This window comes from Amycolatopsis sp. EV170708-02-1 (genome assembly GCF_022479115.1).
In the GTDB taxonomy this organism is placed as follows: domain Bacteria; phylum Actinomycetota; class Actinomycetes; order Mycobacteriales; family Pseudonocardiaceae; genus Amycolatopsis.
Genome location: NZ_CP092497.1, coordinates 6,778,056 through 6,792,810, shown reverse-complemented (window position 1 = coordinate 6,792,810; position 14,755 = coordinate 6,778,056). Strand labels below are relative to the sequence as shown.

The following is a 14,755-nucleotide window of genomic DNA, read 5'->3' as shown; positions in this document are numbered from 1 at the left end:
ATGAGACCCACCGAAGATCGGTATCAAGGGTCCGAACGGGACGAAACGCTCTACTGTGCCGATGAACGACCAGGGCCTATGAACGACCAGGGCCTATGAACGACCAGGGCCGATCAACGATCAGGCGGCGAGCCGGGCGGCGGCGACGTCGTAGCGGTCCAGGACGAGCCCGGCGATCCGCGGATCCGGCCCCAGCGGCCCGGCGACGATCACCGACGGGTCCGCTTCGCGGGCGAGACGCGCGATCCGGTCCGGCAGCAGCCCCGGCGCGAGGAACCAGCCCGCGACCGCGAGCCGCTGAGCGCCGTTGAGCCGCAACCGGGCGATGGCGGCCGGCACGTCCGGCTGCGCGGCGCTGGCGAAGGCGGGCGTCGCGAGCAATCCGCGACGCAGCTGCCAGCGGGTGGTGATCCCGGCGACCGCGTCGTTCGCCGCGACGTTCGACGAACCGACTCCGGCCAGCAGGACACCCAGCCCCGGGTCGTCCAGATCGGCGCCCGCCTCGGTGAGCCGGTCCAGCGCCACCGTCTCGATGAGCGGGTCGATGCCCAGCACGCCGGAAACCCGCACGTCGAGGCCAGGGCAGTCCGCGGTCGCCTCGGCGACGAGCGCGGGCAGGTCCACCCGGGCGTGGTAGGCGACGCCGAGCAGCAGGGGCACCACGACGACCTCGCGGTGCCCCTCGGCGTACAGGCCGCGCAGGGCGTCGGTGAGCAGCGGCTCCGAAAGGTCCAGAAAGGACTCGCGGATGTCGAGGCCCGGTGCCAGCCCGCGGGAGACGTCGAGCAGGGCGCGGATGGTCGCGGCGGACCGCGGATCGCGGCTGCCGTGGGCGACGGCGAGGAGCGGTGGGGTCATGCGAACCTTTCGCCGACGAGTCCGGCGGCGAGCGTGTCGCCGTCCTTCGGGTCGATGACCAGGAACGCGCCCGTCCGGGGGCTGACTCCGTAGTCGTCCACGCCGATCTCTTCGGCCAGCCTCAGCGTCACCCGGCCGATGTCGTTGAGCTCCAAGGTGGCCGGATCGTCCACACTGGACAGTGTCTGCTCGTCGAAGCGGGCGTGGAGCTCGCCGACCAGTGCCTGCACCGTCCGCGTCCCATGCTTCACCAGCACCCGCGCGCCCGGCTTCAGCGCCTTCGCCGAGAGCCAGCACAGGGTCGCGGTGATCTCGTCGGTCACCGTCGGCTGCCGGTCGGCCGCGGCGATCAGGTCGCCGCGCGAGATGTCGACGTCGTCGGCGAGCAAGAGGGTCACCGAGGTGCCCGCGCCGGCTTCGGCGAGCGGGCCGTCGGCGGTGTCGATGGCCTCCACCCGGCTGCGGATTCCTTGCGGGAGCACGACGATCTCGTCACCCGGCCGGACGGTGCCCGCCGCGATCTGCCCGGCGTACCCGCGGTAGTCGGGATGGTCGGCCGTGCGTGGCCGGATCACGTACTGCACCGGGAATCGGAACGCCGAATCGTGCGGATCCGGCGCCACCGGCACGGTTTCCAGGTGCTCCAGCAGGGTCGGGCCGGAGTACCACGGGGTCTTGTCCGACTTCTCCGCCACGTTGTCGCCCACCAGCGCCGAAACCGGCACCGCGAGCACGGAACCCCGTTCGTAGCCCAGCGACGCGGCGTGTTCGGCGAACTCCTCGGCGATCACGGTGAACGTCGCTTCGTCGTAGCCGACGAGGTCGATCTTGTTCACCGCCAGCACCAGGTTCGGCACGCCCAGCAGCGCGAGCACCGCTGCGTGGCGGCGGGTCTGCTCGATGACGCCCTTGCGCGCGTCGACCAGCAGCACGGCCAGCTGCGCGGTGGACGCCCCGGTCACCGTGTTCCGCGTGTACTGCACGTGGCCGGGCGTGTCCGCGAGCACGAAACTGCGCCGTGGCGTCGCGAAATACCGGTACGCCACGTCGATCGTGATGCCCTGCTCGCGTTCCGAGCGCAGGCCGTCCACGAGCAGCGAGAGGTCCGGAGTGGACAGTCCTTTGTCGACACTGGCGCGGGTGACCGCGTCCAGCTGGTCGGCGAGGACGGATTTGGTGTCGTACAGGAGCCGCCCGACCAGGGTCGACTTCCCGTCGTCCACACTGCCCGCGGTCGCGAGCCTGAGGAGGCTGGACATCAGAAGTACCCTTCCCGCTTGCGGTCTTCCATCGCCGCCTCCGACATCCGGTCGTCGGCGCGGGTGGCGCCGCGTTCGGTGAGCCGGGAGGCCGAGACCTCGGCGATGACCTCGTCCACCGTGGCGGCGGTCGATTCGATGGCGCCCGTGCACGAACCGTCACCGACGGTCCGGTAGCGCACGGTCAGTTCCCGGACGACCTCGTCCGGCCGCGGCCCGCCCCACGGGCCTTCGGCCAGCCACATGCCGTCGCGCTGGTAGACCTCGCGCCGGTGCGCGTAGTAGATCGACGGCAGCTCGACCTTCTCCCGCGCGATGTAGTTCCAGACGTCCGCCTCGGTCCAGTTGGACAGCGGGAAGACGCGGACCTGCTCGCCAGGACGGTGCCGGCCGTTGTAGAGGTTCCACAGTTCCGGGCGCTGCCGTCGCGGCTCCCACTGGCCGAAAGCGTTGCGCAGGCTGAAGATCCGCTCCTTGGCGCGGGCGCGTTCCTCGTCGCGGCGCCCGCCGCCGAAGACCGCGTCGAACTTGTTCTCGGCGATCGTGTCGAGCAGCGGCGTGGTCTGCAGCGGGTTGCGCATCCCGTCGGCGCGCTCTTCGAGCCTGCCGTCGTCGATCCAGTCCTGGACCTTCGCCACCACCAGCCGGAGCCCGTGCTGCTCGACCACGCGGTCGCGGAAGTCGATGACCTCGTCGAAGTTGTGCCCGGTGTCCACGTGCAGCAACGGGAACGGCACCGGGGCAGGCCAGAAGGCCTTGATCGCCAGGTGCAGCAGGAGCGTCGAGTCCTTGCCGCCGGAGAAGAGGATCACCGGCCGGTCGAACTCACCCGCCACCTCGCGGAAGATGTGGATGGCCTCGGATTCCAGCGCCGCCAGGTTGTCCTGTGCGGCGTCTGTGGCCGGTTCGAGCGTGGTCATGTCGTCCCTTCTCACCCGTGCAGGCCGCACTCGGTCTTGCCCTGTCCGGCCCACCGGCCGCTGCGCGGGTCCTGGCCCGGAGCGACCTTGGCGGTGCACGGCGCGCAGCCGATCGACAGATAACCGATGGACACCAACGGGTTCTCGAGGATCCCGTGCTCGTCGATGTAGTCCCTGAACTCGTCGTCGGACCACGGCGCGATCGGGTTGATCTTCACCAGGCCGTTGCGGTCGTCCCAGGTGACGATCGGGGTGTTCGCGCGGGTCGGCGCGTCGACGCGGCGGACGCCGGTCACCCACGCCGAGTACTTCGCGAGCGTGTTCCGCAGCGGCACCACCTTGCGCAGGTGGCAGCACTGGTTCGGGTCGCGTTCGTGCAGTTTCGGGCCGTACTCCGCGTCCTGTTCGGCGACGCTCTGCTCGGCTTCGGCGTTGACGATCCGCACGCCGGGGTACACCGCCTGCACCGCGTCACGGGTGCCGATGGTCTCCGGGAAGTGGTAGCCGGTCTGCAGGAACAGCACGTCGACGTCGGGTTTGACCTGGGTGGCCAGATCGATGAGAACGGCGTCCTGCATGTTCGACGCGACGATGAAGTCGTCGCCGAAGGTCTCCGCGGTCCAGCGCAGGGCCTCGGTCGCGGTCGCCTCCGCGAGCTCCTTCGAGGCCCGTTCGGCGAGCGTCTTGTAGTCGGCAGTGGCGGTCATCCTTGCGACACCTCCGGAAAGGACAGTCCGAGGAACTTCACGGTGAAGACCCGGCGGCAGCCCGAGCACAGCCAGGAGCCGCCCTCTTCCGGCCGCAGGTCTTCATCGCCACAGAAAGGGCAGTGGTACGGGGTCGCGCGTTCGGTCATTGCAAGACGCTTTCGTCGGCCCGCAGGACCCATTGGGCGAACCGCTCGCCGGGTTCGCGGCCGGCGATGTACGCCCGCACGACCCGCTCGACGTACGCGGTCAGCTCCGCCGCGGTCACCTTGTGCCCGCGCAGTTTCCGGCCGAATCCGGCGTCCAGGCCGAGCCCGCCGCCGAGGTGCACCTGGAAGCCTTCGACCTGCTTGCCGTCCTCGTCGGTGACGATCTGGCCCTTGAGCCCGATGTCGGCGGTCTGCACGCGGGCGCAGGAGTTGGGGCAGCCGTTGAGGTGCACGGTCACCGGGTTCTCGATCTCGGCCTGGATGTCGGCGAGGCGCTTCTCCAGGTCGGTGACCAGTTCGATCGCGCGGGCCTTCGTCTCGACGATCGCGAGTTTGCAGAACTCCAGGCCGGTGCAGGCCATGATCCCGCGCCGCCACGGCGAGGGCTCGGTCTGCAGGCCGAGATCGGCCAGTTCGGTCTTCAGCCCGTTCACCTCGGCCTCGGGGACGTCGAGGACCACGAGCTTCTGGTGCGGGGTGAGGCGGACGCGGTTCGACCCGGCCCGCTCGGCGGCCTTGGCGACCGCCAGCAGGGTGGCCCCGGAGACGCGGCCCGCGACCGGCGCGGCGCCCACGTAGAACTTCCCGTCGATCTGGGGGTGCACGCCGACGTGGTCGATCTGGGTGGCGGGCACCTCGGGAGCCGGGCCGTCGGTCAGCTTGCGCTTGAGGTACTCGTCTTCCAGCACCTGGCGGAACTTCGCGGCGCCCCAGTCCTTCACCAGGAACTTGATCCGGGCGCGGGCACGGAGCCGCCGGTAGCCGTAGTCGCGGAAGACACTGATCACGCCTTCCCAGACGTCCGGGACCTCGTCGAGCGAGACCCAGGCGCCGAGGCGCTGCCCGATCATCGGGTTGGTGGACAGGCCGCCGCCGACCCAGACGTCGAATCCGGGGCCGTGTTCCGGGTGGTTCACGCCGACGAAGGCGACGTCGTTGATCTCGTGTGCCACGTCCTGCTGCCCGGAGACCGCGGTCTTGAACTTGCGCGGCAGGTTCGAGTAGCGCGGGTCGCCGATGTAGCGGCGTTTGATCTCGTCGATCGCGGGAGTGCCGTCGATGATCTCGTCGGCGGCGATACCGGCGACGGGGGAGCCGAGGATGACGCGCGGGCTGTCGCCGCACGCCTCCAGCGTGGTCATCCCGGCCTTTTCGAGCTTCGCCCAGATCGTCGGGACGTCCTCGATCTGGATCCAGTGGTACTGGATGTTCTGCCGGTCGGTGATGTCGGCGGTGTCGCGGGCGTGGGTCTGCGAGATCTCGGCGAGCACGGCCAGCTGCTCGGTGGTCAGCGCGCCGCCGTCGAGCCGCACCCGCAGCATGAAGTAGCGGTCGTCGAGCTCTTCGGGCTCCAGCGTCGCGGTGCGGCCGCCGTCGATCCCCGGCTTGCGCTGGGTGTAGAGACCGAACCAGCGGAACCGGCCGCGGAGGTCGCCCGGGTCGATCGAATCGAAGCCGCCGCGGGCGTAGATGTTCTCGATCCGCGCCCGGACGTTGAGCGGGTTGTCGTCCTTCTTGGACCGCTCGTTGGGGTTCAACGGCTCGCGATACCCCAGTGCCCACTGTCCCTCGCCCCGTTTCTGTTTGACCCGGGGCGTACGGGCAGGGGTCTCGCGCGTGGGCGACGACATGGGAATCCTCCGGCTGATCGTGGTGGTGGCGGGGAGTCAGCGGTTCGTCGCACAGAGCGCGCTCGCCACACGACGGAGGTCCACGTGGCGGCGTGCCACGAGGCTGATTCCGGCGCGGGTCATTGATTCAGCGTGCCACGCGCCCACTATGTGGTCCAGGCCGGTCCGAATACTGGGAACGGTGTCCGGAGAAGACTGTTTTCCCTGGTCAAGGGCATGCTTCGCGGGTCAAGTCCGGGTTCGCGGCCCGGCATTGTGACGCAGAACGCGCACGACTCAAGAGGGCAGGACGCGGTCCACGATGATCCGGATGACCTCCTCGTCGGTGACGTCCGCGAGCACCTCCGGCAGGGTGAGCCGTTCGACGGTGAGCCCGGTCAGCGCGAGGTACATCAGCAGCACTTCGGCGCGCCCGCCCGGCATGCCCGCCGCGATGTGCCAGTCGACGCTCATGTCGATGCCTTCGCGGACGGTCTTCGTCAGCGCGGCCGAGAGATCCGGGCGCCGGGTGGCTTCGAGGCGGAGTTCGAGCAAGGCCAGATAAGGCTCCCGATGCCCGGTCAGCCGTCCCATCAGCTCGCCGAGCAGGACGCCGACCCGGTCGTGGGACGGCGACTCGGCCCCCGGGTTCGCCATCACCTCGGCCGGCGCCGACAGCCGCTCCTGCACACGGACGCCGACCTCGCCGAGCAACTGGTCGCGGTTGCGGAAGTAGTTGGACGTCGTACCCGGCGGCACGTCCGCTTCGACGTCCACGGCGCGGTAGGTGAGGCCACGCGCGCCCTCGCGGGCGAGGACGGTGATGGCGGCGTCGGTGAGCGCGGTCCGGCGCTCCGGGTTCTGTCGCATCGGGACATTCTCCTTGCCTCGGTCAAACCACTATGGCTATAGTACTACGCATCAAGTGGTTCGAACTGGGAGGAACACCGGATGCAACTCAACGGTTTCGGCGCCTGCGTGGTCGTCGAGGACATCGCCGAGACCACCGCCTGGTGGAAGCGGCACCTGCAGTTGGAGGTCACGATCGAGCTGGACTGGTTCTCCAGCCTCAACGTCGGAGTGCCGGGTTACGAGATGAGCTTCGTGAAACGCGGCCACAAGTCCACGCCGGAGCCTTGGCGAGCGCAGGAAGCCGCCGGGTCGATGGTCGGGCTGATGGTCGCCGACGCCGCGGGCGAGTACGAGCGCCTGCGCGGGGAGGGGGTCAAGATCGTGACGGAGCTCGTGGACGAGGAATTCGGCCAGCGGCACTTCTACATCGAGGACCTGAACGGCTTCCTGGTCGACATCATCGAGGCCATCCCGCCGTCCGCGGAGTGGCTGGCCGCTAACGGGTTGGCCTAAGTACCGCTTCGGGTGAGTGAGGCCGCGCGGAGCCGCCGTCGCCGCTAGCTTCGGTCTCCGATCCACAGAGGACGGAGGAGTTGCGCATGCGCCGATGGGTGGTCGCCGCGATGGTGCTGGCGTCCCTGCTGATCCCGGGTACCGCTTCCGGGGCTCAGCAGGGCTGCAGGCTGGTCTCGCCCGAGGAAGGGGCGGTGCTGCACAAGGGCGACTCGTACCGGTTCGAGGCGGTCGGCTGCTCGCCGGGCGCCCGGGGACATCTGTCGCATATGGTGCTGGTCGAGGTCGCCATGAGCCGCGACGCCGTCGCGGACGAGCAGGGCGACTGGTCGGTCGACCACGTGGTCAACGACTACTCGCTGAACATGGAGACCCTCGTCTGGGTGCGGTTCGACGACGGCACCCGCTCGACCTCGGTCAAGGTGCGCATCGCCGACAGATGACGCGTCCGGTGAAGGCCTCTTTCCCCCGGGAAGGAGGCCTTCACCGCGTGAGGGACACTGGGGTGTGCCCGCGTTGCTGCCCGAAACCACCACGCCCGTCGAATCCGCGCTCCCCGAGAGCGCGCTGGAAGGGCTCGGCACGCGACCGTTCGGCGTCTACGTGCACGTCCCCTTCTGCGCGACCCGCTGCGGCTACTGCGATTTCAACACCTACACCGCCGGAGAGCTGGACAGCGGTTCGTCGCCGCAGTCGTGGCTCGAAGGCCTCAAACGCGAGTTCGACCTGGCCGCGCGCGTGCTGAAGGAGCCGCCCGCGGTCGACACCGTCTTCGTCGGCGGCGGGACCCCGTCCCTGCTCGGCGCCGACGGGCTGCGAAGCGTCCTCGACGCCGTTCGCGACACCTTCGGACTCGCGCCGGGCGCGGAGGTGACGACCGAGTCCAATCCCGAGTCCACCTCGCCCGAGTTCTTTGCGGGCATCCGTGACGCCGGGTACAACCGGATCTCGCTCGGGATGCAGTCGGCCGCACAGCACGTGCTGAAGATCCTCGACCGTGTGCACACCGCAGGCCGCCCGGTCGCGGCCGCCGGGGAGGCCCGCGCCGCGGGGTTCGACCACGTCAACCTCGACGTCATCTACGGCACGCCGGGGGAGCGGCCCGAAGATCTCCAGGCCTCGCTGGACGCGGTGCTGGCCGCCGGTGTCGACCACGTCTCGGCGTACGCGCTGATCGTCGAAGAGGGCACCGCGCTCGCCCGCCGCATCCGCCGCGGCGAACTGCCCGCGCCGGACGACGACGTGCTCGCCGCCGACTACGAGATGATCGACCGCGTCCTCGCCTCGGCGGGACTGCGGTGGTACGAGGTGTCCAACTGGGCGGCCTCGGAGGAAGCCCGCTGCCGGCACAACATCGGCTACTGGCGCGGCGGCGACTGGTGGGGCGCCGGGCCGGGCGCGCACAGCCATGTCGGCGGCGTGCGGTGGTGGAACGTCAAACATCCGGCGCGCTACGCCGCTTCCCTCGCGGCCGGGGAGTCGCCCGCCGCGGGCCGCGAACTGCTGACCGGCGAAGACCGGAATCTCGAACGTGTGATGCTGGAACTCCGGCTGTCCGAAGGGCTTCCGCTCGACGCGCTCGACGACGACGGCCGGGCCGAAGCCCGTGCCGCCGCCGCCGAAGGGTTGCTCGAACAGTCCGCTTTGGACGGTCAGGGTCGTGCGGTGCTGACCGACCGGGGCCGGTTGCTGGCCGACGGCCTGGTGCGACGGCTCACCTGAGCCCCAGCGCCCGGTCGACCCATCGGCCCACCGGCAGTGCCACCACGACCGCCGCCAGCGCCAGGTGCACCAGCATGAACAGCACCGCGACCGGGACACTCGGCGGCCCGCCGAGGAACACGATCATATGCGACGCCCATTTGAGCTCGGTCGGTTTCGTCCCGGCCGCCCAGACGTCGTTGAGCGCCCAGAACGTCAGGTCGTTCGCGCCCGAGATCACCACGAGGATCGACGCGACACCGGCCTTGAGCACGTTCGCCGTCCGGCCGCCGCCCAGCCGGTACGCCATCAGTCCGAACAGGACGATGAACGTCACGATGAACAGCTCGAACTGGTACACCGGCTGGAACGCGTCGTCGTCGGTGGCGGCGTTCCTGGCGAACGCCTGGATCCGCATGATCAGCTCGGTGTCCAAATAGGACATGTAGACGAACACCGCGAGCACGATCAGCGCCGGACCCCATTTGGTGCGGGGGAACAGCGCCACCGTGGCGACCGCGAAGACGAACGGGCACAGTTTGAACGCCCAGTCCGCGACGTTGTCCAGCGTCTGGTCCGGCGGCAGGATCACCATGATCAGCAGCGTCGTCACCACGGCCGGGACGGCGGCCACCAGCCACAGCCATTTGCGCCGCCGGTAGAGCGCGGGGATCCAGCCGTCCGTGTCGGGCAGTGTGGCGGTCACAGGTCGTCCTTCTCTGCCCAGAACGGCCCGAGGGCGAGGGCGTCGACGTCGGTCTTGAGGTAGCAGGCCACCGCGTCGGCCGGGCTGGCGACGATCGGTTCGTTGTTGTCGTTGAACGAGGTGTTGACCACCATCGGCACGCCGGTGAGCTTCTCGAACTCGCTGATCATCCGGTAGTACAGCGGGTTGTCGGCTTCGGTCACCGTCTGCACGCGGGCGGTCCCGTCGACGTGGGTGATGGCCGGCACCTCGTCGCGTTTGTCCGGCAGGACGTCGAACACCAGCAGCATGACCGGCGACGGGTAGTCGCTGACGAACCAGTCGCCCGCGCGTTCCGCCAGGCACGACGGCGCGAACGGCCGGAAGGCCTCGCGGTGCTTGACCTTCTCGTTCATCCGCGTCTTCGAGTCGGGGTCGCGCGGGTCGGCCACCAGCGAACGGTTGCCGAGCGCGCGCGGCCCGCATTCCATCCGGCCCTGCACCCAGCCGATGATCTTGCCCTCGGAGATCTTCTTCGCCGTGTGCGCGGCGATGTCGTCGACCTTGGTGTAGCGGACCCCGGCGTCCTGCAGCGCCAGCTCCATCTCCGCCTCGGTGTAGTCCGGGCCGGTGTAGGTGTAGCCGTCGCGAGGACGGGGCTTGCCGTACTTGCCGACCGACACCTCCAGCGCCGAACCGAGCGCGCAGCCGTCGTCGGCCGCCGCGGGCTGGGCGAAGAAGTCCTCGAACGGGGTTTCCAGCAGGATCCGGCCGTTCATCACGCTGTTCAGCGCGACACCGCCCGCGACGGACAGCCGCCGCGATCCCGTCTCCCGCTGCAGCCACCGCGCGATGTGCAGCCCGGCCTCCTCCAAGGTGACCTGCAGCGCGTAGGCGATGTCGCAGTAGTGCTGCGGCACCGGGTTCTCCGCGGTGACCCGGGTCTTGGGCCGTGCCGGGCCGAAGAGGTCGGTGAACTTCTCCGACATCACGTGCTTGCCGGTGCGGTGGTGGCCGAAGAAGCTCAGTTCGAGCTCGTACCCGCCGTCGTCGTCGAGGTGGATCAGCTGCTTGAACGCGTCGACGTAGGTGTCGTTGCCGAGCGGCGCCAGCCCCATGATCTTGCCTTCGTCACGGGTGGGGTAGAAGCCCAGATAGCCGGTGACGCCGGCGTACATCGCGCCGAGCGAGTGCGGGAACTTGATCCGCCGGATGTCGATGATCCGGTTTCCCTTGCCGTGCCCCAGATAGGTCGCGGTGCCGTCGCTGCCGATACCGTCGAAGGTGAGCACCGCCGACTCTTCCCACGGCGAGATGAAGTACCCGCTGGCGGCGTGCGCCTTGTGGTGGTCGACCAGATGCGTCTTGAACTTCGTCGGGCCGGTCCAGCCCACGGCCTCCTTCACGTCGCGTTCGAGCGTGAAGGACCGCTTGATGTGCGCGAGCACCGCGCCGCCGACATGGTAGTCGTCGACGCCTTTGCCACCACCGGTCTTGAACGTCTCCACCATGCCGGCCGACGAGCCGCCCTCGTCGCCGTTCTGGTTGCGGAACACCTCCAGCGTTCCCGGGAAGTACTTCGCGAACACCTTCGCCGCGTGGATGCCTTCGCGCCAGCGCTGCCAGTAGTAGGCGACGTGGTCGACGTCGGCGAGGGTGATCCCGCCGCGCTCCAGGCAGAACTTGATCGCCTCCGCGGGGAAGTCCCCGTCGTGCTTCTTCCGGGTGAAGCGTTCTTCTTCGGCGAAAGCGATGATCTCGCCGTCGCGCACGAGCGCGGCGGCCGAGTCGTGGACCCTGCTGATTCCCAGTACGTACATTTCCTTCTCCAGTGCGACGTTCAGAGTTCGGGGTGGTGGCGGCGCAGCAGCCGCCGGAGGACGATCGCCCGGGTGCCGATGGCGAAGACGAGGGCGGCGAATCCGCCGACCGGTCCCATCGCCGGGACGAGCGCGGCGGCGGCCAGCGGGGTGGCGACCAGCCCGGCGATCGAGGCCGACGCCGTGAGCGTGAGGACCTTGCTGTTGGTGTTTTCGATCAGGAAGCCCGCGTAGAGCCGGACGGCGAACAGCACCGTTTCGACCAGGACGAAGACGCCGAGGACCACGTACGCGCCGACGGTGTCTTCGGCGGTCAGCACCGCGCGGGCCGCCGGGATGGCGAGCGCGATCCCCACCAGGACGAGGAACGCGAGCGCGCCCCGTTCGACCAGTTTCAGCAGTTCGACCGCACGGGCCCGGCCCGCCGCCGCCCCGCCGCCGCGCAGCCGCGCCGAGATCGACGGCTGGTGCACGCGGAGCTGATAGAACAGCAGCGAACAGAACGCGCTACTGGCCAGCAAGGCGACGTAGAACGGTCCACTGTCGACGGTCCGCCCGGCCAGCGCCAGCACGCCGAACACCGTCGACGTCGCGAGCACGTCCAGCACCTCGGTCATCCCGAGCAGCACCGTGGTCCGGCCGAACGCGGGCAGGAGCCGGTGCCCGTCGATCTTGTGCACCCGAAGCCACTTTCTCGGCAGCAGCGCCGCGGAGAAGCCGAGGATGAGCAGGATCCCGCCGAGCAACAGGCCGAGGTGTGTCAACGGCGACCAGCCGATGAACCAGGTGCCCACCGTCACCGCGCCGACCACCACCGCGCCCGCGGTGAACGCGAGAGCGTCCAAAGTGGACTTACCGGTGAACCGGTGCAGGCCGGAGACCGTCATCAGCAGGCCACCGGAGATCGACCAGCCCGCGGCCGTGAGGTACAGCGCGGCGTCCGAGTCCGGCGCGGCGATCAGCGCCACCGCCATCGCCGCCAGCACCACCAGCACCGGGACGACGGCGACGCGAACGGCGAGGGCCGCGACCGCGTCCCGGGTCATCCGCAGGCGCGGCAAGCACTTCAGCGCCGACTTCTCCGCCGCCGACGGCACGAAGTTGAGCCATGTCATCAGCCCGAGCGCGGTGGCGAACCGGCCGTAGTCGTGCGCGCCCCACGCGGTGACCAGCACCAGGCCCATCGCCTGGATCGCCAGCCGGAACACGCCGCGTCCGGCGAGCAGCCGGAGCACCATCGACGGCTTCGGCGCCGCGATCGACGCGGTGCCGGCGCCGGTGAGCGAAGTGCCGGTCAAGGGAGCGGTACCGCCGCACCCTGCTCGTCGAGCAGGAACTTCAGCGTGCCGCGCAATTCGTCCTCCGCGGCGAGCACCTCGGGCACGGTCGGCGCCGAAAGCACGGCGTAACCCATCTTGTAGCCGGCCTGCTCGTACGGTTTGACGTAGGAGTCCTCCTCCGCGAACAGTTCCAGGTTGTGCACCGCGGGCATGGCGCGGACCTCGTCCGTGCCTTCGATGCGCACGATCCGGCCGGCGCGGTCGGAGGCGAGGATGTGGATGAGCGTCGGTCGTGGGTCGCGCGGGGAGAGCACGACCTCGCCACCGGTCGCGGCGGCGATCCCCGCGGCGATCAGGTCGACGCCCGTGCTGTGCTCGATCGCTTCGGCCAGGCCGTTCCCGCCCATCCGGGCGCCCATCTCGATCAGGTAGAACTTCCCGTCACGGCCCAAAACCGCGTCGAGGGTGAGCGGCCCGGTGCGGTACCCGAGCTCGGCGCACAACGCGCCCAGCATCACCGGCAGCGCGCGGTCGACCACCGGCGGCAGCCCGGCGGGCAGCAGATGCGACGCCGTCACGAAGAACGGCGGCGGCGTCAGCGTGCGCCGGGTGACCGCGTGGAACACGATCCGGCCGTCGACGGCGAGGGCTTCGATCGTGTAGTGCGAGCCGTCGAGGTGTTCCTCGACGACCAGCTTGCCGGACGGCGAGAACGCGAGGGAGTCGGAGAACGCGGTGGTGAGGCCGCCGGGGCTGGCGCACGAGACGACACCGCGGCTCCCGGAGGAGTCGACCGGTTTCACCAGTGTCGGGAACCGCAACTGCTGCGCGGCGAGCGCGAGATCCGGGCCGGGCTTCCCGCCGACGCTGCGGTACGTCGGCAGACGCAGCCTGTCGCAGAGTTCACGGAAGACGGACTTGTCGACGGAAGCGGCGACCGCGGCTTCGGGCAACGGGTCGGGCAGGTTCCAGTGCCGGGTGAGCCAGGCGAGCGCGGGCAGCCCGACGTCGCTGGCCGGGCAGAGCACGCCGGCGATGTCGTCCCGGCCCTCGAGCGCCGCCGCGATCTGTTCCGGCGCGCGGACGCTGACCTGGACGAACTCGTCGGCCAGTGCCACCGCCGGCGCGCTCGCGCGGACGTCCACGCAGATGGTGCGGAACCCCAGTTCCCGCGCCCGGTGATACGTGCTGACCGAGCCGTCGGCGCCGCCCAGGATCACCAGGCTCCGTACCGCCGCCGTGTCTTCGGTGTTCTTCACTGCCGCTTGCCTTTCCCCAGGATGGATCCCGGCCGTGGCCGAGGTGTAGAGCCGGTCGTCCTCGTCGACCGGGAAGTTGGCTTCCCTGATGTAGAACTGCCGTGGCCGCGCCTGCCCCGCGCCGACCACGACCAGGTAGCGGACGGACAACGCGAGCACGGTCAGCAGCACGGAGAACATGACGAAGGTCAGCGCCGACGCGGCGGTCAGCCCGAGCAGCCCGGTGGCGGCCGCGATCCCGGCGAGCACCGAGATCCCGGCGGTCAGCACCGCCGTGGCCGAGGCCACCGTCGTCAGCCGCCGGGTGAAGCCGACGAACAACTCGATGGCGTGCGAGGAAAGAAACCCGAAACCGACTTTGGACTCGCCGCGTTCGCGGGCCCGGTGTGCCACCTGGACGGTGGTGTAGCGGCTGGTCAGCTTCGGCACGGTGGCGAGGAAGTACGGGGTGCCCAGCCGGAGATCGACGATCTTGCGCGCAAGCTCCGTGCGGACCAGGCGGAACGCCGTCGCGCCTGGCGGGATCTCGATACGCAGGACACGGCGGCCGAGGAAATGGAAGGCGGCGGTACCCCACCGTCTTAGTAAGGGGTCTTTCCTATTGGTGCGAACTCCGAAAACGGCGTCGTTGCCCGCCTCGGCCGCGGTGATCAGTTTCCCCGCTTCGGCGGCCGGGAACTGCTGATCGGCGTCCATGTGCAGGAGCCAGGGTTTCCCCGCGTACCGATAGCCCGCGGAAAAGGCCGCTTCGAACCCGAAGTTCCGGGTGAAGGACAGGTACCGCACCCGGGGGTCGGTGTGGGCGAGCGCCCGGATGACGTCCAGTGTCCCGTCGGTGCTCCCGTCGTCCACGTAGAGCAGTTCGAGTGGGAGATTTCCCAACTCGGCGACGATCTCCTGGTATGAGGGCTCGACGTTGTCGACTTCGTTGAAGCACGGGACGACTACGGTGAGTCCGCTTTCCGCCGGGCCGGGGATCGACCAGCTCATCTATCGAATCCCTGCGGTGAGTGCGCTATTGTGTTCGTAGCGTCACGCGTTGTGTTTTCACGGTTCATGAGTCCCCTTGCCCCAGGCGTCCG

15 protein-coding genes are annotated in these 14,755 nt (G+C 69.5%); 3 read left to right on the top strand and 12 right to left on the bottom strand.

Going from position 1 to position 14,755, the window contains the following annotated elements:
* Positions 1-120 precede the first annotated feature (120 nt).
* The 8 genes from MJQ72_RS30880 to MJQ72_RS30850 form a co-directional block, all read right to left on the bottom strand.
* Positions 121-858 carry a sirohydrochlorin chelatase gene (locus MJQ72_RS30880; RefSeq protein ID WP_240594554.1) on the bottom strand — a complete coding sequence of 246 codons (738 nt, stop codon included), beginning with the start codon at positions 856-858 and terminating at the stop codon, positions 121-123.
* Positions 855-2,117 (bottom strand): sulfate adenylyltransferase subunit 1, encoded by a 1,263-nt coding sequence (locus MJQ72_RS30875; protein WP_240594553.1) that lies wholly within the window; start codon positions 2,115-2,117, stop codon positions 855-857. The genes MJQ72_RS30880 and MJQ72_RS30875 overlap by 4 nt, the downstream gene beginning before the upstream one ends.
* Positions 2,117-3,037 carry a sulfate adenylyltransferase subunit CysD gene (gene cysD, locus MJQ72_RS30870; RefSeq protein WP_016332422.1) on the bottom strand — a complete coding sequence of 307 codons (921 nt, stop codon included), beginning with the start codon at positions 3,035-3,037 and terminating at the stop codon, positions 2,117-2,119. The genes MJQ72_RS30875 and cysD overlap by 1 nt, the downstream gene beginning before the upstream one ends.
* An 11-nt stretch (positions 3,038-3,048) precedes the next feature.
* A complete protein-coding gene (locus tag MJQ72_RS30865) occupies positions 3,049-3,744 on the bottom strand; it encodes a phosphoadenylyl-sulfate reductase (RefSeq protein ID WP_192745816.1) in 696 nt (231 codons plus the stop codon).
* Complete coding sequence (locus MJQ72_RS30860; protein ID WP_007034818.1) at positions 3,741-3,893, bottom strand: hypothetical protein; 153 nt, start codon at positions 3,891-3,893, stop codon at positions 3,741-3,743. Before MJQ72_RS30860 ends, MJQ72_RS30865 begins: the two co-directional genes overlap by 4 nt.
* A complete protein-coding gene (locus MJQ72_RS30855; protein ID WP_240594552.1) occupies positions 3,890-5,584 on the bottom strand; it encodes a nitrite/sulfite reductase in 1,695 nt (564 codons plus the stop codon). Before MJQ72_RS30855 ends, MJQ72_RS30860 begins: the two co-directional genes overlap by 4 nt.
* Positions 5,585-5,620: 36 nt before the next feature.
* A complete protein-coding gene (locus MJQ72_RS45230; RefSeq protein ID WP_350573702.1) occupies positions 5,621-5,707 on the bottom strand; it encodes a putative leader peptide in 87 nt (28 codons plus the stop codon).
* 153 nt (positions 5,708-5,860) lie between these two features.
* On the bottom strand, positions 5,861-6,433 hold the full coding sequence (locus MJQ72_RS30850) for a TetR/AcrR family transcriptional regulator (RefSeq protein WP_240594551.1): 573 nt from the start codon (positions 6,431-6,433) through the stop codon (positions 5,861-5,863).
* A gap of 81 nt (positions 6,434-6,514) precedes the next feature.
* On the opposite strand from MJQ72_RS30850, the gene MJQ72_RS30845 reads away from it, so the two are divergent.
* The 3 genes from MJQ72_RS30845 to hemW all read left to right on the top strand — a co-directional run bounded on the left by MJQ72_RS30845 (position 6,515) and on the right by hemW (position 8,650).
* Positions 6,515-6,928, top strand: a complete 414-nt coding sequence (locus MJQ72_RS30845) for a VOC family protein (protein ID WP_240594550.1) — start codon at positions 6,515-6,517, stop codon at positions 6,926-6,928.
* A gap of 86 nt (positions 6,929-7,014) precedes the next feature.
* Complete coding sequence (locus MJQ72_RS30840; protein ID WP_240594549.1) at positions 7,015-7,371, top strand: hypothetical protein; 357 nt, start codon at positions 7,015-7,017, stop codon at positions 7,369-7,371.
* Positions 7,372-7,435: 64 nt separating this feature from the next.
* Entirely contained in the window at positions 7,436-8,650 is a 1,215-nt protein-coding gene (hemW, locus tag MJQ72_RS30835) for a radical SAM family heme chaperone HemW (RefSeq protein WP_240594548.1), read from the top strand.
* Here hemW and MJQ72_RS30830 read toward each other — a convergent pair.
* Genes MJQ72_RS30830 through MJQ72_RS44930 form a run of 4 tightly spaced genes read right to left on the bottom strand, consistent with a single transcriptional unit; the run spans position 8,643 to position 14,663 of the window.
* Positions 8,643-9,335: a hypothetical protein gene (locus tag MJQ72_RS30830; protein ID WP_240594547.1), complete on the bottom strand. Its 693-nt coding sequence runs from the start codon at positions 9,333-9,335 to the stop codon at positions 8,643-8,645. The two genes, hemW and MJQ72_RS30830, sit on opposite strands and share 8 nt — an antisense overlap.
* Entirely contained in the window at positions 9,332-11,134 is a 1,803-nt protein-coding gene (locus MJQ72_RS30825) for a carbamoyltransferase C-terminal domain-containing protein (protein WP_240594546.1), read from the bottom strand. The genes MJQ72_RS30830 and MJQ72_RS30825 overlap by 4 nt, the downstream gene beginning before the upstream one ends.
* Before the next feature lie 20 nt (positions 11,135-11,154).
* Positions 11,155-12,432: a hypothetical protein gene (locus MJQ72_RS30820; RefSeq protein ID WP_240594545.1), complete on the bottom strand. Its 1,278-nt coding sequence runs from the start codon at positions 12,430-12,432 to the stop codon at positions 11,155-11,157.
* A complete protein-coding gene (locus MJQ72_RS44930; RefSeq protein WP_315860769.1) occupies positions 12,429-14,663 on the bottom strand; it encodes a glycosyltransferase in 2,235 nt (744 codons plus the stop codon). Before MJQ72_RS44930 ends, MJQ72_RS30820 begins: the two co-directional genes overlap by 4 nt.
* Between the last annotated feature and the right edge of the window lie 92 nt (positions 14,664-14,755).